The sequence below is a fragment of the Mesorhizobium amorphae CCNWGS0123 genome (genome assembly GCF_001686985.1).
Lineage (GTDB): Bacteria > Pseudomonadota > Alphaproteobacteria > Rhizobiales > Rhizobiaceae > Mesorhizobium > Mesorhizobium amorphae.
The window spans coordinates 559,969-583,110 of sequence record NZ_CP015322.1; the positions used below are offsets into that span (position 1 = coordinate 559,969).

Here is a 23,142-nt window from a genome sequence, read left to right on the forward strand (position 1 = left end):
GTTCATGTTACCGTGAAGGTCGTCTCAACTGGCGATTGCTCCGTTGCCTGCGTTTTCGTCAACAGCAGGCCGTCGCACCATACGCGTTCGATGCGTCCCCACTCGCAGGCTGCAGCAGCGTCCGGGAAGAAGCCACGTCCGTGGTGATTGGCACTCGTGTTGCAAAGCAGCGGAATGCCGGTGAGTTTTTCATATGCGACAAGTAGCTCGGCGACTTCGTGTTGCGATCTTCTCGAGATGGTTTGCAGTCGCGCAGATCCGTCGAGATGTACAACTGCGGGGATTTTGTCCCGCCACTCCGCCCGCGTCTGGTGATCGAACAACATGTAAGGGTCCGCCGTTCCAGGGCTGAAAATATCCGGCGCACGGTCCTCAAGGCATATCGGCGCAACTGGCCGAAAGTGCTCGCGAAGTTTAACGTCGTTGAGATAGTCCTTCGTCCTCGGCGAAGTAGCGGCCGCGAGAATGCTTCTGCCTCCCAACGCTCGAGGTCCAAGTTCGGCACGCCCGGAAAGGAAAACCACGGGTTCGTTGCTGGCGAGAATGGTCGCAAGTTCCGGCATGCTGCACGGCGTGGCCTCCCATCCTGGCGGCACATCGCCACTTTGTAGGACCGGACCGCTGTAGACTGACCATTCCAGCGGGACGAACCCTTGCTGCGCCACCATTGCAGAGCAAGCGGCTCCGATTGCCGAGCCGCTGTCATTGGGAAAGGGCGGTACCCAGACATCGTCGAAAAGGCCGGTCTCACGTAGTGCACTGTTCCATTTGATATTGAGCCCGCAGCCGCCGGCTATACACAAATATTGCGGTCCCGCAAACGAATGGCGCTGCAAGGCAATTGTCATTTCCTTGACGAGGAGACGCTCGAGGAACATATGAAAAGACGCAAGTACATCTTCGGGTGCCTCAGCCTCCAATCGGAGCGCGGCGGCGTCGAAGAACTCATGTACAGCCGCAAGCGTGGACTCTGCACTGACGATGTTCGCGCGGTAATGATGGGCGAGCTCCGCGTCGCCCGCAAAGCGCTCCTCGTATAGCTCCTGAAACACCGCCACGATGTCTTCATGCACCGACCCGAGCGCGATGTAGGCCATCAGCTTGCCGGCAACACCTAGATCCCAGCCGGCGCGGCCCGCTTGCTTATAAGGTCCGAAATGATGGCCCGCGGCAGCGTAGACATGACCTATCACCGGGAACAGACATTCCAGGAAGCGGGCACCTCGCTGTTCCACATGGTAGAGACGCGGAAAGATGCAGCCGTCCCACACCAAGCAGAACGCGGGTTGTCCGGCCCTGGCAAAGGGGCTGGTGCAGTAAGCGGAGGCCACATGGCCCGTCACGTGCGGGTAGCTTTTATACGGGAAAACCCGGCCGTCGAGCATCAGGCCGGAGCTGTTGAGCGAAGTTAGAAGGCCCTCGGCATCGCGTTCGATATAAGGCGCCCCTTTAAGGATGACAGGAGTTTCCCCACTGAGGACCTGAAACTGCGACTCCACCTCCCCGTCCCAGCCGTCGATAACAAACTGTTCAACGTCCCGCGCATCCATACCGTGCTCAGCCAATGCGGTTACAACAGTGTCGAGATTGTCGATGGCTTTGTATCGTCGGTTGTTGTCTCGCTTCTCCTGCTCAACGCAAAAGACGAGCCGTCCGTCCTCTATGAGGGCAACCGCCCCGTCATGCGTCAGATTGATGCCGCAGATGCGCATAGTATCTCCATATCTAAGGTCGGCAATTCGCTTAATTTGGAAGCCGAACCGGGTTCCTAAAGCGGGCGAGCAAGCAGTCTTCGTTGTCCGACTCACCGCGGCACTGCAGACGCTCGACCTCGACCAACGATTCATTCAGAATGGCCAAGACCGTCTCGGCCCCGGCAGCGTGACCCCAGCGCCGGCAAAGGGCATCGCGCGCCGATCCGAAAACCAGATGCCCGCCTGGCGCAAGCAGCCGCACCAGATTGCCGATGGCCGCGCGCATCTCGGCTATGCCCTCGACGTAGTAGAGAACTTCCGCCACGACGATCAGATCGAACAGCTCGTCAGTCGAAAACTGTTGAACGTCGGATACTATCCAGCTGATGTGCGGTAGCTTGTTCACCCGTTGGCGCGCTAGATCAATCGCTCGCGGCACGACATCGACTACGGTGAGCCGTTGGCAGTAGGGCGCGAGTTTTTCCGTGAATGCGCCTGCCGCGCACCCGACTTCGAGAGCATTCATGACAGGACCTTGGGAGAACGATAGCTGAAGCATTTGCATGTAACGCTCTTGCTCGAACGGATTGCCGTCGAGCCGCCACGGGTCGTCCGCGGCCAGCTCCTGCTTCAACAATTGATAGTTCTTGTCCTGCTTCAATTCATCCACCTCGATAACCATCATTCGTCACAGCAAACGCTGTCAGATGTCACCAACATCGCCGAATCCCGCGCTAACCTGCGAAGCGACGTCGCATTTCCCGTAAATTCTGTAGTGTTTGATCCAGTGATCGGGTTTCGGATGTGGACCTGTTTTTCGCCCATATCTGGTACGGCGGTAGCAGAACTGCGCGAAAGCCAATCACTATTGCTCAATGTGCACAACGCATAGGCTTTCAAGGGAAGTAAGAGCAGGATGTTGATGAATGTATGCAGAGAAAAGCCAAGAAATCGAAGCTGACGAGTGCGAATCGCTACAACGCTGCAGCGAATGATGGTCATGGATGCAATCATCAGGACTGTCCACCAAGGCACTGTGGCTGTCAGTGCGAACTGCGCGAGCCCGGTTAGCACCGATAGCGCGAGGAGTAGCGGACCGAGATTCTGTCCGATCACGTCCAATGTGAGAAAGCGATCGAGGCCGGGCAGCAGGCGCAACGCAAGCAACGTGTCCCGAAAAGTGCTACGTGCCCAGCGCAGTTGTTGGCGCAGATATGGCCCTAGCCTGTCAGGAACAACTGTCGACGCGATGGCGTCCGGGACGTACTCGGTTTGAAGGCCTGCTTTGAGCATGAGGATCGTGAGATGGCGATCCTCGCCGAAGTCGCTTGGCTTTCCCCGAAAAAATTGCGATTCGTACTTATCCAGCAGCAAAAGAAGCGCGGATCGGCGATACATGGCACATGGGCCGCAGCAGCACATCACGGCACCGAAGCGAGCCTGTGCCGCGCGCTCCTCGTTGCAAGCCAGCCAGTACTCCATATCGATCATCCGGGTCAGCCAGGTGTCGCTCCGGTTGCTAGCCGTCAACTGGCCCATGGCCGCGCCGATCGTTGGATTGCGCATCTTCAACGCAAGCTTTGCGATGACGTCGGACGCGAGTATCGTGTCAGAGTCAACGTTAAGCACCAAATCTCCATATGAGCGGCGTATCGCCGCGATCTGCGCCTTGCGCTTCCCGACATTGTCGGGAAGCAGAATGATATTGAACATAGGGTTGCGGGCGTAGGCTTCGTGAACAGGTCCTACTGCAACGCGATTTCCAGAACCGTCATCAACCACATAGACCCGGAGTTTTCCGGAATATTCTTGGTTTGCAATGGAAGCCAGGCATTCCGAAAGCGTGCGCGGGTCCTCGTTAAAGCAGGGGACAATGACATCCACGCTCGGCATTTGGCCAGAGTCGGCCAGACCCTCCAATGCCGATGAAGTGTTATTCGGCCGAGCGTAAGCGATCTGCATGCTTCTATAAGCAGTCGAAAGTATCGCATATGTCGAAATGGCGACGGTGCTGACTGTATCAAGAAGGTACATTGGGTATTGCCTTCAGCTTCATAGCAAATTTCTCTCAGTGATATTAAGGGAGCAAGCGGAGTACGAACCCGCGACTATGCAAAGCAGGAATTATTTGGGATACTGCCATGATCGTCTGGCGCCGGAGACTGACGTCTGCGCCCGCTGGCAACTCGTCGGGAGGACATCCGTCGTGCAAGAGTACAATTGCGCCCGGCTGGACAGAATCGAGCACTGCATCGACAATGGCGTCGACCCCAGGTTGCGACCAGTCTCGCGGGTCTACCGACCAGTGGACGGCGGCCAGTCCAGCGCTCACCGAAGCAGTGAGTACTTCTTCGGTCCAGTTTCCAAACGGCGCGCGCATGTGCCGCACAGAGGCCTGGGGGCAGGCCGTCATGATGGCCCGGTTCGCCTCAAACATTTCACGCTGAACTTCGCCGGGTCCGCATCTGGACAGATCCGGATGTGTCATTGTGTGGTTAGCGACCTGGTGCCCTTCTGCAACCATTCGTTGAATTAGTTCGGGCTGGTCTGCCGCGTACGCGCCGATGACGAAGAAAGTTGCCGGCACGCGGTGTTCTGCCAGCACATCGAGGATCTCCGGCGTGGCAAATGGATAAGGACCGTCGTCAAACGTCAAATAAACGCTCGGCTGGCCTGTGCCGTCAGCATCCTCACTGCGCACTTCGGACAAGCAATCGAAGTGGTTCATAGCTCTGGCCCATTCCGATCGATGAAATTACCGGTGGGCCAATCGCTCATCGACCGTGCAAGGGTTAAAACGATCACAAGTGCGTCCTCGATGCGAATGGGCGGCTTGTCGAGACGCGCGTCTGGTAGGGTGGAGCGCACGCGAATCCCCGACAAAACGGTCAGTTGGCTGTGTCGGCCGAACCTTTCAATGTGTTTTTGCAGCGCGTGCCGAACGGTGCCAAAAGCGAATGGAACGCCTAGCTCCTGCAGCGTTGGAATCATGAAGCGGATCGAATGGGCGATCCCAAGGCCCTCAAGGTCCGGACGGACCCCGTACAGGCCTAGCTCGGCAACCAGAAGATCGACCCCGTCAACCTTGATGAAACGCCGCAGGCAGCCCATGTGAGCCGCCACACCGTTCGAGTCATAGGCGATTGCGCGGAGTTCGGGCCTGGCGCCAGCCCAGCTTCGACTACCTTCGAAGGGTTGTGCATTAAAGACTCCAGTCGGCCCGTAGGTCTTTCGAAAAAACTCCGTCAGTTCGACATGGTCGCCCAGTTGCAACTCATTTTCCCAGCACAGCTTCCACCGCACCTGCGAGCGCATGTAAAGACTTCCCTATTTTTGCTGTTTGTTTAAGACGCCTGATCACACGTTCGACGCAGCAGAGGCCGTCGTCAGCGATCGTGATGTCGGGCAATTGGGCGGATGGAACCCTTCAGGGCATTGCGTTCCAGATGTGGTGATGCTCTAATCAATGTCCGTCTTTGTTGTGCCGCCCAGGAAATGTACAGCTGGAGTACTTGGTTTCGCTCAGTTGACGATCTTCTAATGTATCACGCTCATGGATTTGTAAAATCGATTGTTTGGATAGACCGCATCCACGCTTTGGATGGATGCGGTCATGCGGCTGGAGGCCCTTACCCAGCTGTTCAGGATGGATGCCGCGAACTTCTCCCCCGTCCATCCAAGCCGTCATCCGATCCATAAGGTGCTGATTATCCCTTGAGATCGCGACGCCCTCCCAGTGCAAGTCCAAGCGATCCTTAAGGACGGCACCTCCACTTCCCGACCGCCTGCTCATGCACCGCAAACTCAGCCGCGACGATGGAAGGGCCGCCGGCATGGCCCGCGAAAGGATCGGCGATGGGCCAGGGCCTGGCGCCCGGAGCAGATTGCCGACGCTTGCTGATCGACTTCCCGGACGACAAGACGATGCGCATCAGCCACGAAGCCATCCATCAGGCCTTCTTCGTTCAGGGGCTGCGGAGTGCTGCGCCGCTAGCTGACGGCCTGCTTGCGAACAGGACGTGTGTTACAGGTCCCCAGGGCGCGCGTACGTAGGCGAGGCAAGGGCCTTATCTCGCCGGAAATCATGATAAGTCAGCGTCCCCGCCGAAGCGGCCGATCGAGCGGTGCCGGGACATTGGGAGGGAGACCTCATCCTCGGTCTTGGTAGCTCGCGACGGGCACGCTAGTCGAGCGACGCGCTTCGCGATGCTACTGCATCTTCCCCGGCTTGCGGGGCATGGCCCAGCACGATCGTCTGATGATCGATGCGGGTGTCTAGTTCTACTTCTGCGATCCGCAAGGCCATGGCAGCGCGGAACCAACGAGAACACCAATGGACTCCTGCGTCAGCACTTCCCGAAAGGCCCCGACCTGAGCATCCACCGCGCCGACGAGGATCGCCGCCGTGGCGGCCCACAATGCCGCCGAGAAAGACCCTGGGTTGGAAAACGCCGGCAGAGGCGCTTGACGAGTTGCTGGTCCTCTACAGCCCATTGTCTCGCCAAGCATAGAAGAGCGTTGGACCGTCGAAACCGGCGGGAAGCGGTCCGGTAATGCCCGTCACTGGCAGCCCGTCCAGGCGATCGATATAGAGGAGCGCGTCCACGATTGTCCGCATCTTCGGTCGTCCGTGGTCGTCCGGTCGCCTTCGCTCCAGGCATGAACGGCTCGATCAACGCCCATTCCCTGTCGGTCAATGCGTTTACTCCCGCTGGCCCGCGCAGCAATATTGCCGGTGCGTGTGGCCTCCGTCCAACCCATGTCGCGATCCCGCTCAAGTCAAGCGAATCGCAACGGACAGAGCCACTCAACCGCTTCCACGTCCAAGCCCGAGTTTCGGGTCAGGCTCTAACGAGCAGCCCTGATCAGCTTCTCAGCAAGTCTTGTCTGGCGAGCAATGATTTCTGATCCTTCATAGGAAAGATGCCCGCTGTCGCGATAAAGGAATTTGCCATCTATCTCGGTCTTGCATGTGGTCTCATCGCAGAGGAAGTCGCGGTAGGAAATAACCTCTACGTCAGCCTTCAAGGAAACTTGTTTCAATAGCTCAAGAGTTCTGGATCTTATCTGGAGGTAATCAATTACATATATTTTACAGTCACTGTAGGGCCCGATCATAAAACTTCCCAGCGACTTTCGCTCAAGGCAATCGCCGATATCGAAGCTTGCGACTGGCGGAGGGGCAACAACAACCACTCGCTTGCCCTGCGCTCGAACGGCTTCGACGAGAGCCTTGATACCATCGACTGCTACATCTAGAGAAGCGTCAACCTCCGTGAAAGTACCATTGCTCTTCTTAAGAAGCATGAAGTCCGTCGACACAGGCGTGGCAAATGGGCTTGAAATGGCAACGGTCGTGATCTCGGGCCGACGTTTCAAGACATCCAGAACACTGTCATTGAAGCGCATGCAGTCCTCGCCGAAGGCACGGGGATAATAAGGAGACTCTGTTGACGTCTTCGAGAAGGCAGCAATGCCAATGGCGGGGAAGCATGCACTCATCGTGAGCTGCGCCAGTCCGCCTTCGCCGACTGTCTTGGCCAAGCCGGGAACGAGTGCCATGGCAAATGAATCGCCCCAAACCAGCAATTGGGGCCTGCCTACCGTCTGGCAGTTCTTGGGGATTTCCCGAGGAGGCGATCCTGGCTTGAAAACACATGCTGGTCCCAAACCGCTATTGATCTGCCGGATCTTGGCAAAGTCAACATTGTTCTGGATTGCGGCGATGGCGACTGAAGGTGACAAGCCAAGAACAACGGATGCGGCAACAAGTCCTCGGGCCAGCCGTCGACGAGACGTGACGAACCCCCGCCGGAACGGCTCCTCCACGAAGCGGTAGAGAGCCCAGCCCGCAACAAATGAGAAGGCAACTGCCGCGTAGATCGCAAGGGCAGGAGCATCTGACAGCCAAACAGCCCGCACATAGACAAGCACAGGCCAGTGGACCAGATAAAGCGAGTACGATACATCCCCTATCCTTGCCATGCCTCGAATCGCCGCGTTATCCCTGCTGGGCGCGAGCAGGAGGATCAGGGTTGCCAAGCAAACCAAAGCGGCGTCCACGCCCGGGTGCTGGGAACCAACAGGGGCAATGGGAAGAAAGAGAAGAAGTACGAGCGCGGGGAGGCGCAGCTTCGAAAGCTTGGCAGTCACCCAAGGGCTGGCGGGAAGCAAGGTTCCGAATGAACCGAGGGCCATTTCCCAAAATCGGGTGGGTAGAAGATAGAATGCAGTGGAGGGGTCATAAGAGGCCACGTATAGACATAGAGCTAGGCTGGCAACGAGGAGTGAACTGACTCCTATCAGCCACCATCTTCGGGGAGCCAAGGCCAAGAAGGCAGGCAGCAGCAGATAATACTGCTCTTCAACACCAAGCGACCAAACATGCAGGAGTGGCATCGTATCGGCGGCTCCGCCGAAATAGTCGCATTGGAACCAGAGAACGATATTGCCGGAGAATGTGAGCGCCCCGAGGACTTGATTTTGGAACTCCCTCAGGCTCACTTCGGACAGCAAGAAAGGCGCAGCGATCGTCGTGAGCGCAATGACGACATAGGCAGCGGGCAACAGACGCTTCGCACGTCGATAATAGAATTCCCAAAAACTGAATCGTGACTGCTCAAGCTGCGTCCTGATGAGGCCGGTGATCAGGAAGCCCGAAATCACGAAAAAAATATCAACGCCCAGGTAACCCGCGGCGAACGGCCCAAGGCGAGCATGGTAGAGGACAACCAGCAAAACAGCCAGACCCCGCAAGGCCTGGATATCAGATCGAAACTCTCGCGGCATGGGACTGCGTTCCAGATGTGGTGGGTGCTCTAACCAATGCCCGTCCTTCCTGCGCCGCCAAGAATGCACCGCTGTGGCACTTGATTTCGAGGGGTCGATGCTTCTAATGACGCATGCTCACTAATTCCTAAAATCGATTGTTTGGATGCCACACATCCACCCTATGGATAAGACATGCGGTTCAAAGGCCTTGATCTAAATCTCCTGGTGGCACTCGACGCTCTGATGACCGAGCGCAACCTCACGGCGGCGGCGCGCAACATCAACCTCAGTCAGCCAGCGATGAGCGCTGCCGTCGCCCGGTTACGGGCCTATTTCAACGATGACCTGTTTACGATGCATGGTCGTGAACTTATCCCAACACCGCGTGCGGAAGCGCTTGCCATCACGGTGCGCGAGGCCCTGCTGCACATCCAGCTCTCCGTTATTTCCAAGGATCTGTTTATCCCAGCCAAATCGGGTCGCCGCTTCAGGATCATCCTTTCGGATTTCATCACACTGGTGTTTTTTAAGACGATCGTAGAGCGTACTGCGCGGGAAGCTCCCGAGGTCACCTTCGATTGTCTGCCTCTTGCCGACGACTACGATCAGCTTCTCCGGCGCGGCGACGTCGATTTTTTGATCATGCCGGAACTCTTCATGTCGAAGCAGCCTCGTGAAGCACTGTTCGAGGATATATTCGTATGCGTAGCCTGCGGCACGAATAAGCCGCTATCCGAGCCATTTACATTCGACCGATACATGTCGATGGGGCACGTCGCGGTCAAATTCGGGAACACCCTGAGGCCGTCCATCGAGGAGTGGTACTTGCTCGAGCACGGTATCAAGAGACGAATAGAGATCGTCGTACAGGGCTTTAGCATGATCCCGCCCGTTCTATCAGGCACCAACCGTATAGCGACGATACCCTTGCGACTGGCTCAGCATTTCGCAAAAACAATACCCCTGCAGATAATGGAGCTTCCGCTGCCACTTCCCTCATTGAAGGAGGCCATCCAATGGCCTGCGCTTCACAGCAGCGATCCCGCAAGCATTTGGATGCGGGAAATGATGTTAGATGAGGCATCTCGCATGGCTTCCTCACCTGAGAGACTGTTTGGAAATTCTACTCTGGCGGCCGTCTAGCGGTTTCCACGGACCCAAATGTCCGCTTCGTGTCAAGCGAAGTGAGGATTTGACCCCTAATACAAGAAGCTAGGCCTTTTGCGACAGCCGAGATTGCCCTGAAGCTGGGCCGGCGACCGGCGCACCAAGCCGTTCCAAGTGCCATTTCGCTTTCTCGACGAGTTCGGCATTGCTCTTCACGAGCTCAGTCAGCGACATCTGGGTCGTGTCCTCCATACCGATCCGGACATCGCCACCGAGCACATAGGACTGCATCAATCGCGCATCGGCGGGATGCTGGCAACACCCGAATCGTGCCACCTTGGCCCAGTCTGGCTATTCGGCTGGGAGAAGGGCGACAGACGCAGCACCATATATTGTGGCCACCTGAGGCGAACGGGATAAGCGGTCTGCACCAACAAACAGTGCCGTTCGCTCTGCCGACAGCTTCCCAATCATATTGCGTAGGTCATCAGGCGAAAGCCGGCAATGCTCGGTCGAAGGCCCGTACTATCTCGTCGATATCCGCGCCCTCCATGGCGGTGGAGAACGCCATCAACCCGTTGCCTGAAATGATCACGCCTTCGTCGAACAATACCTTAGCGAGCGCCGAAATCCGCGCGGCGCCATCCGCCGCTGCGAATGTGGAACGGTAGTCGCTCAACGGTGCGTCCGTCAGGTGGAAACGGCGTAGCGAGCCCAGCCCGGTAACTTGCCCCTTGATCCCGTGTCGAGCAAAACACGCACGAATACCCTGGTCGAAGCGATCACCGAGCGCCTCGAGCTTCTCGAATGCGGCGGGTGTCAATTCCTCCAGAGCGGCTATACCGGCTGACATCGACATGGGATTGGCACTGAACGTCCCGCCATGAGGAACAGCGGGTTTGCCCTTGCTCGGATCGAACACCGACATCACTTCCGCCAGCCCGCCGATGGCGCCGATTGCAAAGCCGCCGCCGATGATCTTGCCGAGCGTGGTAAGGTCCGGGTCGATGTCGAAACGGCCCTGAGCGCCATTGTAGCCAAGGCGAAACGTGATGACCTCGTCGAGAACCAACAAGGCCCCGAGTTCGCGCGTGACCCGCCGCAGCATCGCCAGATAGTCGGACTTTGCCGGCACGAGGCCAGCGCGGTTTGGCATCACATCGACAAGCACGGCGGCGAGGCTGTTGCCGCTGGCACGCAGGATTGCCTCGGCGACCGGGGTGTTGTTGAAGGGAATGACGACGACATCGTCGAGCACCCCTTGGGGTGTCCCCTCGGCTGCCGGCACGGATCCCGGCCTATCGATATCCCCCCAGGTAGCTGGACTGGCGTCCAGACTTGTCTCGGCCGGGTCGTACGTTCCGTGATAGGCGCCCTCACATTTTGCTATTTTCGGTCGGCCGGTATAGGCGCGCGCCGCCTTGATAGCGTTCATCACCGCTTCGGTGCCGGAATTTGTGTAGCGAAGCTGCTCGACGGACGGCAGACGATCGCACAGAATTTCAGACAGCCGGATTTCGCTCTCGGTAGGCATGCCGAAACACGTTCCGGCTTCAAGCTGCCGTGTAGCCGCCTCGAGGATTTGGCGATTGCCATAGCCATGGATCAGAGAGGTGGAGTTTCCCAAGGCATCGATCCGGACATGGCGGTCGATGTCGGTGATCCGGCAGCCATCGCCGCGCCTTGCATAGATTTGATGCGGTTTGCGATAGACGGTGGTGCGCGTGTTCCCGCCAGGCATGACCTCGCGGGCACGCGCATAGAGCTTTTCGGAATTTGGTGTCGCTGGTCCTGACATGATGTCGCTCATCACTTGGTTCTAGGGGGCAAGGTTGATCCGCGCGCGACGCACGCGGCGCCGTTGGGACAGCGCCGCGCCCTTCTATTCCGCCGCCCTAGTTACTCAAGTCGCGGCCACGGGTCTCTGGGAGCAGAAACGCCCCGATAACCGCGGTCAAACCGGCAAACGCGACGGTATACCATAGGCCACCGAAAATATCGCCGGTCGCGATGACGACAGCTGTTGCCACAAAGGGCGCGAATCCACCAATCCAACCGTTGCCAAGTTGCAGGGCGACCGACACCCCGCTGTAGCGGATCCGGACAGGAAACAACTCGACCAACAATGCCCCGAGCGGTCCGTAGACCATCGTCGCAAGAAAGATCAAAGCGAACAGAACAGCGACCACCATGGGGCCGTTGGGCTGGGCGGGTGTATTTGCCGGCGGCATGCCCTTTTCGGTCAATGCCGCAAGGAGTGCGGCATCATCGAAGGTTTTGGGTGCGTCATCGTTGATCTGGATGCGAAGGGGTTCAGCGTCGGTGTTGATGGTGTAGGGGACGGCGTGCGCCGTTAGCAGCGCCTTCACCGTCTGGCAGTGTGTCGCTGCCTTCGGTCGGAAAAGCTGCCCGACGAACGACTGATCTTGGCGGCAGCCATTGCCAGTTAGCACCACTGACGTCTTCGAGCGGAACTGTGCGAGCGCAGGGTTCCCGTAGCTCGCAAGGCCCTGGAAGAGCGGTATGATCAGCAGGGCTGACAGCGCGCAACCCGTCACCACGATCCACTTGCGTCCGACCTTGTCGGACAGCCAACCGAAGAAGAGGAAGAACGGCGTTCCCAAAGCGAGTGCCGTTAGAAGGTAGAAGCTTGCCTGGTCCTGGCTCATCCTCAGCGTCGTGGTCATGAAATAAAGACTGTAGAAATGCCCCGTATACCAAATTACCGCCTGACCAGCGACGGCGCCGAAGATCGCAACGAGCACATGGCGCAGGTTTCGGCCGTCGGCAAATGTATCGGCGATCGGATTCTTCGAACCTTTGCCCTGTGCCTTCATCTCCTGGAAGATAGGTGATTCCTGCAGTTTGAGACGAATGTAGAGCGACAGCAACAGAAGGACGATCGAGCCGATGAACGGTATGCGCCAGCCCCAGTTTGCGAAGTCTTCCGCTGACATGGAAGCACGACACAAGACGATCACTATCAGCGACAGGAACAGGCCGAATGTCGCGGTGATCTGGATCCAGCTCGTCGTGAAGCCTCGCCTTTCCACATCGGCGTGCTCGGCGACGTAGGTGACGGCACCGCCGAACTCGCCGCCGACGGCCAGCCCCTGCAACAGCCGCAGACAGACCAGGAGTATCGGAGCGGCCCACCCGATGGACTCGAATGTCGGCAAAAAACCGACCGCTACCGTAGCAAAGCCCATGACCAGCATGGTCACGAGAAACGTTTTCTTGCGACCGACAAGATCACCCAGCCGGCCAAACACAACGGCTCCGAAGGGACGAAGGACGAAGCCCGCCCCGAAGGTCGCCAGTGCAGCGAGCAATGCAGCCGTTTCATTGCCTTTGGGGAAAAACAGGGTGCTGAACAATACGGCAAGGGAGCCGTAGATGAAGAAATCATACCATTCGAACACGGTTCCCAAGGCGGCGGCAAAGACGATCCGCTTGGTGTCGCGGTCGAGATCGTGCGATTGCGAAGCGGCAGTGATACTTTGAAAGGACATTTGAACCTCCCAATCAAACAGTTTGCTGAGAGAGGCCAGCGCCTCCCATCAGACGGGATCGGCTGATGTTCTCGACGAGGAATTCGTCGAGCACGCGGTTGAAAACATCGGGCTGCTCAAGCATCGGGAAGTGGCCCGCCTCGGCGACGATCTCAAGCTGGCTATCGGGAATTCCTTCCGCCAAAATAACCGATTCACTCGGAGGCGTGATGACGTCCTCATTCCCGACGACGACCAGGGTCGGGACGCGGATCTCTCCGAGCCTGAGGCGACTGTCCGATGCATTGAGTGAGGCGATCGCCTGGCGCGCCACGAAGTCCGGAGTTTGCGCGACCTCTTCCTTGGCAAATGCCACGAGCTCAGCGCTTGCGGCCCGGCCGAAAGATTTTTGGATGACATTCTGGCTCGCCGTAACGACTCCCAGCTCATCGATTGCCGTCAGCACACTGTCGGCATTTACGTGCTCGCCTAGCCCATGTGATGTAGCCCCGACAAGCACAAGCGCTCGCACGCGTTCGGGGTGGGAAAGCGTAAAACTCTGAGCCACGGTCCCTCCCATCGAAAGGCCAACGAGAATAGCCTCGCCGATTTCCAGGGCGCGATACACTTCCAGGACATCCTCCGCAAAGGCCGGTACCGTGTAGTCGCGTCGCTTGCGGCGCGGGGATGCACCATGTCCGGGCAAATTGATCCTGATGACCCTGTATCGCGACGAGAACGCCTCGATTTGTTCTCGCCAGAATTCGGCTGTGGTCGTGAATCCATGGACAAAGACCAGTGGTGTTCCTGCTCCAGACACACGTACCACGGTGTCTCTTATTTCAAAGGTGTCGATGCGCGTCATCTCTTTCCTCCCTGCGCGTTTCCACACGGGGAACTTTGCAAGGCCCGGGCCAGTCCACGCTCGCGCGCCAACAACCCTCTTATCGAGTTGGTATCGTTGTAGAAAATCGTCGCCTTTGAAACTGTGAGCGATGTTTGACAGGCCGCAACCGGGATAGTAATGTCACCGAAGAGACACACTATCGTCTCGCTTGCGGGACACTCGGACATCATGAAGCCTCGCAAGCCTGCGCTTGGGGCTTGGCCAACACAGGTGCTTCAATGGCGCTTCCGGATTGGTTTGTCGGTTCATCCGAAGAGGCCGACTTTCTGAGGCTCATCCTCGATCATGTCTCGGACTGTCTGGTTGCCGTTGATACGTCCGGGACGATCGTGTTGATAAACGAGCCTTATTGCCGCCTGCTGGGAGGCGAGGCAGAGGAATTTCTAGGTCGACACATAACCGATGTGGTTGGGCAACAAACCCGGCTTCATCTTGTTGCTCGAGGCATAGGGACCCATGTCGGCTATCCCTTGGAAGTTCGTGGCCACAAATTGGTGACGAAGCAGGTTCCTGTACAGCGCGATGGTATTACTATCGGCGCGGTAGGGCTGGCCCTGTTCTCCGATTTCGATGCGCTAAAGAAAACATACAGCCGTATCTCGAAGGCGGAGCTCGCCATCCCTCAAAGCAACAAGCTCTGGCAATCAAAATTCAGCTTGGACGACATCCTTGGACAAGGTGAGCAGATGGATGCGTATCGCGGCGCCCTTCAGTCGGTCGCGGAATATGAACTGCCAGTGCTCATCTGCGGCGAAACCGGCTCGGGCAAGGAACTGGCCGCGCATGCAATTCATGCCCTATCAGACAGATCCCGCGGACCCTTCGTCTGGGTCAATTGCGCTTCGATTCCAAGCGAGCTCGTCGAAGCTGAGCTATTCGGTTACGAGGGTGGCGCCTTCACGGGTGCCCGCAATCGCGGCAAGCCGGGCAAGTTCGAACTTGCCGCAGGTGGCGCGCTGTTCCTGGACGAAATTGGCGATATGCCGCTTTCCCTTCAAGGCAGCTTGCTGCGCGTCCTTCAGGCCAACGAGATTGTGCGGGTAGGCGGCACCACTCCCGTGAGCGTCAGCGCGCGTGTTATCTGTGCTACCAACCGACCGCTCGCCAATATGGTCAAAGCTGGCCGCTTTCGCGAAGATCTCTACCACCGGCTGAATGTGCTTCCCATAATTGTACCTGCTTTACGTGAGCGCGACGATGTCGGTTTTCTCGCGGAGCAATTGCTCTCACGCATCACCGACCGTCTGGGCAAGCCAGCGCCCGCGTTGGCGGCGAAGGACCGTCAACTCCTGCTCCGGCATTCATGGCCCGGCAACGTGCGCGAACTGGAGAATGTTCTGACGCGACTGGTCATCACCGGCAAACTTTCTGCGTCTTTCCCAGAGTTTCCTTTGGAGCCGACATATGCGGGATCGAACCCTCCGCTCAAGCACCGAATTCAAGCCCAAACCGGAGCGGAGATTCGGGCCGCGTTGAAACAAGCTCAAGGGAACAAGCGTCGCGCCGCGGATTTGCTCGGCATAAGTCGCGCACATTTATACCGGCTCCTGAAGGCGCACAGTGCCCAAGGGCCTGTCAAAGGTGAAATGTCGCCGATGCAACCTTCAAGCCAGCGCAAGAATACTTCGTTTGGGGCTGGCGGCTGACCCCGGAAGGGCAACGCGACCGTTGCCACTTCGCAGGCGCTCCACGTCCGGTTGGCATCCGCGAATTGTCATATCCTGACGGCCAACTGCCCTGCGCATGCCACTCGATCGTCGCACCAGGACGATAGGGAGAACGTGACGCCCCCTCTTGCATGGACGGGCACCTCAGACCGGCATCTATCATTATCGTCCCGAGCCGCTTGGACCACCCCTTAACCGGATTGGAGAAGGAAGACCGCCGGAATGGCCAAAAGCAGCCCGATCCCTTGTGTAATCGAAGGCCGCTCTCGCAGAACGGCGATGGCCAACAGGATGGTGGCGACCGGATAAAGTGAGGCGACGGCGGCAGTCTCGGCCAACCCTCCCGTGGCAAATGCAAGCATCAGCAGCAGGTTTGCAGTTCCATCGAGAAGGCCGGCAACAGCAGCGACACCCAAGCTCCGCAACTGAAACACGTGTCTTCGGCTTCTCAGGGCCACGGCAGTAACCAGTACAAATGCTGTGGCACGAACAAGCGTGAGTCCCCAGATCCCTCCCCCTGCCGCGTCGACTCTATCAAGGCCGATGTAGAACAGGGCCAAGCCAAGCCCGGCACCGATAGCGACAATGATGACCGATCGGTTCCGGATGCTCTTGTACAAGCCACCACTCAAACCCGATAGAAGAGCAGCGCTGAGGCCGGCAGCCCCGAGCCCAAGCAACAGATGCCCTGTCAGCGCTTTGCCGGTCAGAATATCCACCAGAGCCGGAACGGCGATTGCAACGACGGCGGTGACCGGTGCGACCTGGGTCATCTGTCCCTCGGCGAGCGCGCGGTAGAGGAGCGACACACCGACCGCGAAACCTGCGCCAGCCGACAAACACCAGTTCAGCGGAAGCGTAGGGGGCGGGCTGCCCTTGAAGCATGCCGCGACGCCTAAGACCAGCAAGCCCGTTCCGAGCGCCACCAACACGACCCGGCGCCAATCCGAACCGCGGGACGCGACACCGCCAAGAAAATCGCCAGCGCCAAAAGCGGCGGCCGCCAAGCTTGCGGCCGTGACACTCATGCGCAGCACCCAGTGAGCAGAACGGGTTTCAATGGTCGATGCATATCCGCCGCCGCCCTTATTGTCGGGGATGTATCTGACTTCAAAGCAATGGCTTTACGAGCGATCGGAAGGTACATCTTCATCAATCCTTGAACAAATGAGATGGCATGATTGAAGTCCCCGCACCGGTCATTATACTGACCGTAAGCGGCATATCTGGAGAAGTCAATATAATGACCAAGCACGCAGCAGCGGTGGCAACCGAGAGAGAACTGGGAACGCTGCTCTCGTCCAAGGTGCAGCATTTGCGGCAATTGCAGAATATGAGCCTTGATGCGCTAGCGAAGCGCGCGGGCCTTTCGAAGGGCACGGTTGTGGCCATCGAACAGGCAAAGGCAAATCCGAGCATTGGAGTCTTGTGCCGCCTGGCCGTCGCGTTCTCGCTGTCGGTCAACGACTTGCTAGGTCAAACTTCGGAAGAAATCACAGACGATCGTATCGAACGGACCAAACCAGCAACACTTTGGAAAACCCCGCAAGGCAGCGAGGCGAAACTGATGGCATCGACCTCAGGCCGAACGATGTTCGAGATGTGGTCCTGGACGATTGCGCCCGGTGATGTCCATTGGTCGGACGCTCACAGCCGCGGCACTCGTGAACTTGTTTCGGTCCTGCGAGGAAGTCTGAAGCTCACTGTCGGCTCCGAAACCATAATCTTGCAAGCCGGCGAAGCCGCGCGACTCCTCACCGATCAGCCGCACTCCTATGCGGCTGCCGACGATCATGCCGTTTCGTTTTCCATGGCTGTGCTGGAACGGGGCGTAGAAACGTGACCCCGCGGCAATATGGCGTTGGCTTGATGGAGTCTCGGGCGGCTACTCAAGCATGACACCCCCATCGTGCCGATAGCGCAAGACGTCCGCCGACCGCTTAGGGAAGCGCCTTCAGGTATCGGATCCTGCGGCCGGAACTGACTGCCTGGGCGGCATGCACGATGGCATTCGCATCGAGACCATGGTGGCGATAGAGATCTGCAATCGTGCCGGTCTGGCCAAAATGCTCGACCCCAAGCGCCTTGACGCGATGCCCGTTCACGCCGCCGAGCCACGCAAGCGTCGCCGGGTGACCATCAATTGCGGTAACGATTCCGCAATCGCGCGACAGCGGTGCCAACATCCGCTCGATGTGGCTAAGGGCGCCGGTCGTTCCGCGCTGGCGGGCACGCTCCGCTGCCTGCCAGCCCGCGTTCAGCCGGTCGGCTGACGTGATTGCCATCAGCCCGACGTCGCGCCGGTCCTCTGCCAGAAGCCCAGTCGCTGCAATCGCCTCTGGCGCGACAACGCCTTGATAAGCGATCACTACACTGGCGTTCGGCCCGGGCGGTCGCAGCCAATAGGCGCCATTGACGATATCCCGTGCCAGGTCCGGCCTGATGTCGCGCAACGGCTGCTCGAGCGGCCGGGTGGACAAGCGCAGATAGACCGACCCTCCGGTCTGATCGCGCAGCCATGTCGTCTCGTCCGGATCTCCTTCGCCGTTGCGCTGCATGTAATCGAATGCGAAGCGCATGATCACGGACAACTCGTCGACGAAGGCCGGTTCGAAGGCGCAAAGCCCATCCTGCGCCATGCCGATGAGCGGGGTGCCGATCGATTGGTGCGCCCCGCCTTCCGGCGCCAGCGTCACGCCGGAGGGCGTGGCGACCAGCATGAAACGCGCGTCCTGGTAGCAGGCATAGTTCAGTTGATCGGCGCAGCGATAGATGAACGGGTCGTAGACCGTCCCGATCGGCAGCAGACGCACGCCATTGATCGAATGCGATAGACCGAGCGCCCCGAGCATGATCATCAGGTTTGACTCTGCGATCCCGAGTTCCAGGTGCTGCCCCTTGGGTCCGAACTCCCAACTGTAGGTGGAGGGGATGCGTTCGGCCTTGAAGGTGTCGGCCATCGTCTCGCGCGCAAAAAGGCCACGCCGGTTGACCCACCCCCCAAGATTGGTCGAGACCGTCACATCGGGCGAGGTGGTGACAATGCGTTCGGCAAGTGGACTCTGCTCGCGCGCGATGTCGTTCAGGATCTGGCCGAAGCCCATCTGGGTCGAGAGCGGCTTGCCGCGCTGCCCCGATGACGGAAGGGTTTCGGGCACCGGCACTGACGGCGCCGACAGCCGGCGCCGCCCCTCACTGAAGAACGGCACCTTGGAGAAGAAGGCTTCAAGCTCCGCTTCCGGCAGGGTGGCCGCGGCCCATTTGCCCCACTCCTCACCCGGCTTGACGCCCATTTGCCGGCGGAACCCTTCCATCTGTGCAGGCGTCATCTGTCCCGCATGATTGTCCTTGTGCCCTGCAAGCGGCAGGCCGTAACCCTTGATGGTGTAACAGATGAAGCAGACAGGGCGGTCATGTCTGGATGCCGCTTCGAACGCTTCAAGGAGGCTCGGCATGTCATGCCCGCCAAGGTTCGTCATGAGCGCCTGCAACTCGTCGTCGGAGCGGCGTTCGATCAGAGCGGTGGCCGGACCCTGATCTCCGATCTCGTCGAGCAGCCGCTTGCGCCAGGCTGAGCCTCCCTGGAAGGTCAGCGCCGCATAGAGCTGGTTGGGACACCGCTCGATCCACTCACGCAGCTTCTCGCCCCCCGGCTCAGTGAAGGCGGCCTCTTGTAGGGCACCATGGCGCAGGATCACCACGTCCCAGCCGAAGTTACGGAAAATCTGCTCGAACCGCTGCCACAGGCCCTCCCGGATCACGGCGTCGAGCGACTGGCGGTTGTAGTCCACGATCCACCAGCAGTTCCGTAGCCCGTGCTTCCAGCCCTCGATCAGGGCTTCGTAGATGTTGCCCTCGTCCATTTCGGCATCGCCGATCAAGCTGACCATACGACCCTCGGGGCGGTCCTTGATCCAGCCATGGGCCGAGACATAGTCCTGCACCAGCGACGAAAACAGCGTCTGCGCGACGCCGAGCCCCACCGACCCGGTCGAGAAATCGACGTCGTCGATGTCTTTGGTCCGTGAAGGGTAGCTCTGGGCGCCCTTGTAGCCGCGAAAGTTCATGAGCTTTTCACAGGTCTGGTTGCCCGCGAGATATTGGAGAGCGTGGAAGATCGGCGCCGCGTGAGGTTTGACCGCCACCCGGTCCTGTGGGCGCAGCACCGATCCGTAGAGTGCCGTCATGATCGTGCTCAGGGAGGCGGAAGAAGCCTGATGGCCGCCGACCTTGATCTCGTCGCTCTCGCGGACGTGGTTGGCGTGGTGGATCGTCCAGGCTGCGAGCCAGGAGACGCAGCGCTCGATCTCGTTCAAATGTGCAAGTTTCGTCGTCATTCACTTCCCCGAAAATCAGCGTCCGGATGGCTGCATCCCAGTGGACCGTCAAAGATCGAGCTTCAGCACGCCCGTCGCTCGTGACACGCAGGCGATGAAGCGGTGGCCGCGTGCGTCTTTCGACAGGATGGAATCCCGATGGATCGGCTGCCCACCAAGCATCCCGCATTCGCAGGTCCCGCAAACGCCATTCTCGCATGAGGCCAGCAACGGCACCCCGGCTGCGCGCAGGGCCGCGAGCGCCGTGGTCTGCGCCGAAACCTCGACCACCCTGCCCTCACGCAGTTCTATGATGAATGGTTCCGGTGGCGCGCCGTCAAGCCCGGCAGGCTGGAAAGTTTCGAAATGAACAGTGCCCTCGGGCCAGTGTTCGGCCGCGCGCCCCACAGCCGCCATGAATCCGGGCGGCCCGCAATAGTAAGTCTGTGCGTCGGCCAAACGGTTGGCCAGGAGCGCGGCGATATCCTCCCGGGTCGCCGGCTCGTCATCGAAATGGAGCTGCACATTTCCGACAGGAAGATCGCTCTCGATCGCCGGCAGGAGTGGCGTGAGCGCCCGGCTGCGGGTGAAATAATGCAAGTGGAACGGCTTGGCCTGCCGGGTGAGCGCGCGCGCCATGGCCAGAATCGGGGTGATTCCGATCCCGCCTGCCAGCAGCAAGATCGGCCCCTCGCCGGGCTTGAGCGCAAAATGGTTGCGTGGCGCCGAGATGGGCAGTGTGGAGCCGGCCGCAACGGTTTCGTGAATCCACGCCGAGCCGCCACGGCCGTCACTCTCGCGTTTCACCGCGATGGTGTAGCGGCCGAGCTCGGTCGGGTCGCCGCAAAGCGAATACTGACGCACCTTCCCCTCAGGCAGATGGACATCGACGTGAGAACCTGCCTCGAACGGCGGCAGCAGAGGTTTGCGCGGGTGTTTCAGGTCGATGATCAGCACGTCACCGGGCTCCTTGCGGACGGCGGTCACGGTCAGCTTCATGATGATGCGGGGCGAGGCCATGGCGTTTCACTCGTCGATGGGCAAGATCAGATCACCGGGGCGGATCACGCCCCCGACCTCGATTGTGCAGTTCAGGCCCGAGCGGTTCAGAAGCCCCTCGTAGAGACCCGGAAGCCCCAGCAACTCCTCGATATACTTGCACGGCACATTCATCCGGGCAGCCCTGAGGATCGTTTCACCGACCCGGAAGCGCTTGCCGACAAGATGGCTAAGCGGAACGCTTCGTGTTGTGATATTGCGCCGGTGATCTTCGGGCGCGAGCTTGGCCTTGAAGCCCGGTATCCTGGGTTCGCCCTGCGCGATCGCGTCCAGAACTTCGGCTTCGATCAGTGTCACCTCGCGAACGTCAGGACGCGCGGAATAGGTCCCCGTCCCCAGGTAGTAGCGGTCTCCGACAATGCCTCGGCCGGCCACGAGCTGCGCCTGCGCCAGCTCCTCCATTTCATAAGAGGCAGCGGGCGCGATATGGATGTGCAGCAGCTTTCCTTGCCAGGTCATGCATCGCTCTCGGAAATTCGTCTTGCACCAAAATCTGCCGCCAAACTGGCCTGATCAACAGCACCAGTTGCATGGCGTTTTCCCAGTCCAGTTGGCTTTGCCACGAAATGCGGGGGCCTTGGGGTCGCTTTCAGCGCCAGCTTTCGACGTCCCCTGTCTCAGTCACCCTGCCCCGGCAACGCGTCTTGCACTTGCTTGACAACCTCGCGCAGGACCTCAACGCCCTTCTCGATCTGCCGAATGCTCAAGGCGGCGTAGCCCATGACAAGCCCAACGCGATCGGTGCGGCCTTCCTCTGAGTGTCGTTCGTAAAGGGGCGATATTAGGTGTAGCCCCAACCCCGTGCGTCGGGCGGCTTCGACCAGTGCCGTTCCCCGCGATCGCTGCAGGTCGTTGAGCCAAACGACGACGTGCAGACCAGCCTCTGCTCCCTGGACAGCGATGCGATCTCCCAAGCAGCGCTGCAAGGCGCCCAACAATGTCTCCCGACGCTCGCCGTTCAGCCTGCGCACGCGGCGCACATGGCTTTCGTAGCCGCCGCTCTCGATGAGAGAGGCCAGAGCCTCCTGTTCAGCCACCGGCGAATGCCGGTCCGCGAATTGTTTGGCGGTTGCGAAGACCTCCTGCAATTCCGGCGGGACGACGAGGTAGCCGATACGCAGCATCGGCGAAAGCGTCTTGGAGATCGTGCCGAGGTAGATGACAGCCCCGTGGTCCTCGAGACTGTGCAGCGGAGGGACCGGATTGATGTCATAGCGATATTCGCTGTCGTAGTCGTCCTCGATCACGTAGGCGTTGTTGTGCCGCGCCCATTCCAGAAGCTGATGGCGGCGCGCGACCGGCATGACGCCGCCCAGCGGAAACTGATGCGATGGCGTGACATAGGCCAAGCGTGCCCCGATCCCCGCCAGCAACTCCGTCTTCATCCCATCCTCGTCGACGGTGACGGGGATGGGCGAGGCACCGGTACTGGCAAAGACCTGACGCGCCATCCTGTAGCACGGATTCTCGATGACGAAGTGGTCGGCGGGATCAAGAAGCAGGCGAGCGCACAGATCGAGGCCCTGCTGCGAGCCGTTCACAACTATGATCTGCTCGAGGTCGCAGCTCAAGGTTCGGGCGCGCCAGAGATAGCCCTGCAGCGCCTGGCGTAGCCTGCGCGAGCCGCGAGGATCGTCATAGGCAAGACGCAACGGGCGCTGCCCCATCGCCTCGTTCATCACACGTTTCCAGACCAATGCGGGGAAGTCTGCCGGCGCCAGGTCGCCATAGCGGAAATCGACCCTCAACCCAGTCGGCAAGTAATCTGGCCAGGGCGGCGTGACGCGCAGTCGTTCGCCATAGGCGGACATATGAACCGGGCCTAGCCGTTTCGGGGAAGTGCGGCTTGCCTCAGGACCGATTAACGAAGATGAAACGCGAGGTCGCGCGCCTTGACGGACTTCGATGAAACCTTCCGCAGCCAGTTGCTCGTAGGCGACCGTCACCGTCGTTCGCGAAACCCCGAGGTCATTTGCCAGGCCTCGGGAGGACGGCAACTGACTGCCGGTTTCATAGACGCCGCCGAGGATTTGCTCGCGAAGAGCCTCGTAGATCTCGCGCGCACCCATCGCGTGCGAGCGACCGGCAGCACCGGCACTTGAAGACTGGCCCATTTCATTCATCGCCAAC

Annotated in this window: 18 protein-coding genes and 2 pseudogenes; 4 read left to right on the top strand and 16 right to left on the bottom strand. The window is 59.3% G+C overall.

Features of this window, described 5'->3' with window-relative positions; translation table 11 throughout:
* Positions 1-2: 2 nt before the first annotated feature.
* The 5 genes from nodU to A6B35_RS32520 are packed head-to-tail and all read right to left on the bottom strand — an operon-like array spanning position 3 to position 5,009.
* The gene (gene nodU, locus A6B35_RS32500) at positions 3-1,712 is read right to left on the bottom strand and encodes a nodulation protein NodU (RefSeq protein WP_006201687.1); all 1,710 of its coding nucleotides are present in this window, start codon (positions 1,710-1,712) and stop codon (positions 3-5) included.
* Between the two features lie 31 nt (positions 1,713-1,743).
* Positions 1,744-2,376, bottom strand: coding sequence for a nodulation methyltransferase NodS (nodS, locus tag A6B35_RS32505; protein WP_006201689.1), 633 nt, complete (start codon positions 2,374-2,376; stop codon positions 1,744-1,746).
* Positions 2,376-3,728, bottom strand: coding sequence for a chitooligosaccharide synthase NodC (gene nodC, locus A6B35_RS32510; protein ID WP_006201690.1), 1,353 nt, complete (start codon positions 3,726-3,728; stop codon positions 2,376-2,378). Before nodC ends, nodS begins: the two co-directional genes overlap by 1 nt.
* A gap of 43 nt (positions 3,729-3,771) precedes the next feature.
* Positions 3,772-4,422, bottom strand: coding sequence for a chitooligosaccharide deacetylase NodB (gene nodB, locus A6B35_RS32515; RefSeq protein WP_006201691.1), 651 nt, complete (start codon positions 4,420-4,422; stop codon positions 3,772-3,774).
* Positions 4,419-5,009 carry a NodA family N-acyltransferase gene (locus A6B35_RS32520; RefSeq protein ID WP_006201692.1) on the bottom strand — a complete coding sequence of 197 codons (591 nt, stop codon included), beginning with the start codon at positions 5,007-5,009 and terminating at the stop codon, positions 4,419-4,421. Before A6B35_RS32520 ends, nodB begins: the two co-directional genes overlap by 4 nt.
* 502 nt (positions 5,010-5,511) lie before the next feature.
* Here A6B35_RS32520 and A6B35_RS37660 point away from each other — a divergent pair.
* Positions 5,512-6,205: pseudogene (locus A6B35_RS37660) on the top strand (transposase); the annotation flags it as partial.
* Here A6B35_RS37660 and A6B35_RS36965 read toward each other — a convergent pair.
* Both A6B35_RS36965 and A6B35_RS32530 read right to left on the bottom strand, forming a co-directional pair.
* Positions 6,181-6,391 (bottom strand): annotated as a pseudogene (locus A6B35_RS36965) (transposase); the annotation flags it as partial. The pseudogenes A6B35_RS37660 and A6B35_RS36965 overlap by 25 nt on opposite strands.
* 151 nt (positions 6,392-6,542) lie before the next feature.
* Positions 6,543-8,483: an acyltransferase family protein gene (locus A6B35_RS32530; protein ID WP_006201696.1), complete on the bottom strand. Its 1,941-nt coding sequence runs from the start codon at positions 8,481-8,483 to the stop codon at positions 6,543-6,545.
* Between the two features lie 174 nt (positions 8,484-8,657).
* On the opposite strand from A6B35_RS32530, the gene A6B35_RS32535 reads away from it, so the two are divergent.
* Entirely contained in the window at positions 8,658-9,608 is a 951-nt protein-coding gene (locus A6B35_RS32535; RefSeq protein ID WP_006201697.1) for a LysR family transcriptional regulator, read from the top strand.
* A 69-nt stretch (positions 9,609-9,677) separates the two neighbouring features.
* Here A6B35_RS32535 and A6B35_RS32540 read toward each other — a convergent pair whose 3' ends face one another.
* The 4 genes from A6B35_RS32540 to A6B35_RS32555 all read right to left on the bottom strand — a co-directional run bounded on the left by A6B35_RS32540 (position 9,678) and on the right by A6B35_RS32555 (position 13,928).
* A complete protein-coding gene (locus A6B35_RS32540) occupies positions 9,678-9,863 on the bottom strand; it encodes a 3-keto-5-aminohexanoate cleavage protein (protein ID WP_006201698.1) in 186 nt (61 codons plus the stop codon).
* A 196-nt stretch (positions 9,864-10,059) separates the two neighbouring features.
* Positions 10,060-11,382, bottom strand: a complete 1,323-nt coding sequence (locus A6B35_RS32545) for an aspartate aminotransferase family protein (RefSeq protein ID WP_006201700.1) — start codon at positions 11,380-11,382, stop codon at positions 10,060-10,062.
* 85 nt (positions 11,383-11,467) lie between these two features.
* Positions 11,468-13,084, bottom strand: coding sequence for an MFS transporter (locus tag A6B35_RS32550; RefSeq protein WP_006201701.1), 1,617 nt, complete (start codon positions 13,082-13,084; stop codon positions 11,468-11,470).
* Positions 13,085-13,097: 13 nt separating this feature from the next.
* Positions 13,098-13,928: an alpha/beta fold hydrolase gene (locus tag A6B35_RS32555; RefSeq protein ID WP_006201702.1), complete on the bottom strand. Its 831-nt coding sequence runs from the start codon at positions 13,926-13,928 to the stop codon at positions 13,098-13,100.
* A gap of 260 nt (positions 13,929-14,188) precedes the next feature.
* Between A6B35_RS32555 and A6B35_RS32560 the strand changes: the two genes are divergently transcribed.
* The gene (locus A6B35_RS32560) at positions 14,189-15,616 is read left to right on the top strand and encodes a sigma-54 interaction domain-containing protein (RefSeq protein WP_006201703.1); all 1,428 of its coding nucleotides are present in this window, start codon (positions 14,189-14,191) and stop codon (positions 15,614-15,616) included.
* 212 nt (positions 15,617-15,828) lie between these two features.
* Here A6B35_RS32560 and A6B35_RS32565 read toward each other — a convergent pair whose 3' ends face one another.
* On the bottom strand, positions 15,829-16,665 hold the full coding sequence (locus A6B35_RS32565) for an EamA family transporter (RefSeq protein ID WP_006201704.1): 837 nt from the start codon (positions 16,663-16,665) through the stop codon (positions 15,829-15,831).
* Positions 16,666-16,880: 215 nt separating this feature from the next.
* Between A6B35_RS32565 and A6B35_RS32570 the strand changes: the two genes are divergently transcribed.
* Positions 16,881-17,480, top strand: coding sequence for a helix-turn-helix domain-containing protein (locus A6B35_RS32570; RefSeq protein WP_006201706.1), 600 nt, complete (start codon positions 16,881-16,883; stop codon positions 17,478-17,480).
* A gap of 97 nt (positions 17,481-17,577) precedes the next feature.
* On the opposite strand, the gene A6B35_RS32575 is transcribed toward A6B35_RS32570, so the two are convergent.
* From A6B35_RS32575 to pdxR, 4 genes are all read right to left on the bottom strand, one after another.
* Positions 17,578-19,974 carry a transketolase gene (locus tag A6B35_RS32575; protein WP_006201707.1) on the bottom strand — a complete coding sequence of 799 codons (2,397 nt, stop codon included), beginning with the start codon at positions 19,972-19,974 and terminating at the stop codon, positions 17,578-17,580.
* Positions 19,975-20,022: 48 nt separating this feature from the next.
* Positions 20,023-20,973: a PDR/VanB family oxidoreductase gene (locus tag A6B35_RS32580; protein ID WP_006201708.1), complete on the bottom strand. Its 951-nt coding sequence runs from the start codon at positions 20,971-20,973 to the stop codon at positions 20,023-20,025.
* 6 nt (positions 20,974-20,979) lie between these two features.
* Positions 20,980-21,471: an MOSC domain-containing protein gene (locus tag A6B35_RS32585; RefSeq protein WP_006201709.1), complete on the bottom strand. Its 492-nt coding sequence runs from the start codon at positions 21,469-21,471 to the stop codon at positions 20,980-20,982.
* A 158-nt stretch (positions 21,472-21,629) separates the two neighbouring features.
* The gene (gene pdxR / locus A6B35_RS32590) at positions 21,630-23,135 is read right to left on the bottom strand and encodes a MocR-like pyridoxine biosynthesis transcription factor PdxR (RefSeq protein WP_040582600.1); all 1,506 of its coding nucleotides are present in this window, start codon (positions 23,133-23,135) and stop codon (positions 21,630-21,632) included.
* Positions 23,136-23,142: the final 7 nt, after the last annotated feature.

Excerpts from the sequence above, each read along its gene's own strand:
- A6B35_RS32520 (WP_006201692.1), bottom strand. The coding sequence starts at position 5,009 with ATGCGCTCGCAGGTGCGGTGGAAGCTGTGCTGGGAAAATGAGTTGCAA.
- A6B35_RS32570 (WP_006201706.1), top strand. The coding sequence starts at position 16,881 with ATGACCAAGCACGCAGCAGCGGTGGCAACCGAGAGAGAACTGGGAACG.
- A6B35_RS32580 (WP_006201708.1), bottom strand. The coding sequence starts at position 20,973 with ATGGCCTCGCCCCGCATCATCATGAAGCTGACCGTGACCGCCGTCCGC.
- nodC (WP_006201690.1), bottom strand. The coding sequence starts at position 3,728 with ATGTACCTTCTTGATACAGTCAGCACCGTCGCCATTTCGACATATGCG.
- A6B35_RS32540 (WP_006201698.1), bottom strand. The coding sequence starts at position 9,863 with ATGCAGTCCTATGTGCTCGGTGGCGATGTCCGGATCGGTATGGAGGAC.
- nodS (WP_006201689.1), bottom strand. The coding sequence starts at position 2,376 with ATGGTTATCGAGGTGGATGAATTGAAGCAGGACAAGAACTATCAATTG.
- pdxR (WP_040582600.1), bottom strand. The coding sequence starts at position 23,135 with ATGAATGAAATGGGCCAGTCTTCAAGTGCCGGTGCTGCCGGTCGCTCG.
- A6B35_RS32535 (WP_006201697.1), top strand. The coding sequence starts at position 8,658 with ATGCGGTTCAAAGGCCTTGATCTAAATCTCCTGGTGGCACTCGACGCT.
- A6B35_RS32550 (WP_006201701.1), bottom strand. The coding sequence starts at position 13,084 with ATGTCCTTTCAAAGTATCACTGCCGCTTCGCAATCGCACGATCTCGAC.
- A6B35_RS32575 (WP_006201707.1), bottom strand. The coding sequence starts at position 19,974 with ATGACGACGAAACTTGCACATTTGAACGAGATCGAGCGCTGCGTCTCC.
- nodU (WP_006201687.1), bottom strand. The coding sequence starts at position 1,712 with ATGCGCATCTGCGGCATCAATCTGACGCATGACGGGGCGGTTGCCCTC.
- A6B35_RS32530 (WP_006201696.1), bottom strand. The coding sequence starts at position 8,483 with ATGCCGCGAGAGTTTCGATCTGATATCCAGGCCTTGCGGGGTCTGGCT.
- A6B35_RS32545 (WP_006201700.1), bottom strand. The coding sequence starts at position 11,382 with ATGAGCGACATCATGTCAGGACCAGCGACACCAAATTCCGAAAAGCTC.
- A6B35_RS32585 (WP_006201709.1), bottom strand. The coding sequence starts at position 21,471 with ATGACCTGGCAAGGAAAGCTGCTGCACATCCATATCGCGCCCGCTGCC.
- A6B35_RS32555 (WP_006201702.1), bottom strand. The coding sequence starts at position 13,928 with ATGACGCGCATCGACACCTTTGAAATAAGAGACACCGTGGTACGTGTG.
- A6B35_RS32560 (WP_006201703.1), top strand. The coding sequence starts at position 14,189 with ATGGCGCTTCCGGATTGGTTTGTCGGTTCATCCGAAGAGGCCGACTTT.
- nodB (WP_006201691.1), bottom strand. The coding sequence starts at position 4,422 with ATGAACCACTTCGATTGCTTGTCCGAAGTGCGCAGTGAGGATGCTGAC.
- A6B35_RS32565 (WP_006201704.1), bottom strand. The coding sequence starts at position 16,665 with ATGAGTGTCACGGCCGCAAGCTTGGCGGCCGCCGCTTTTGGCGCTGGC.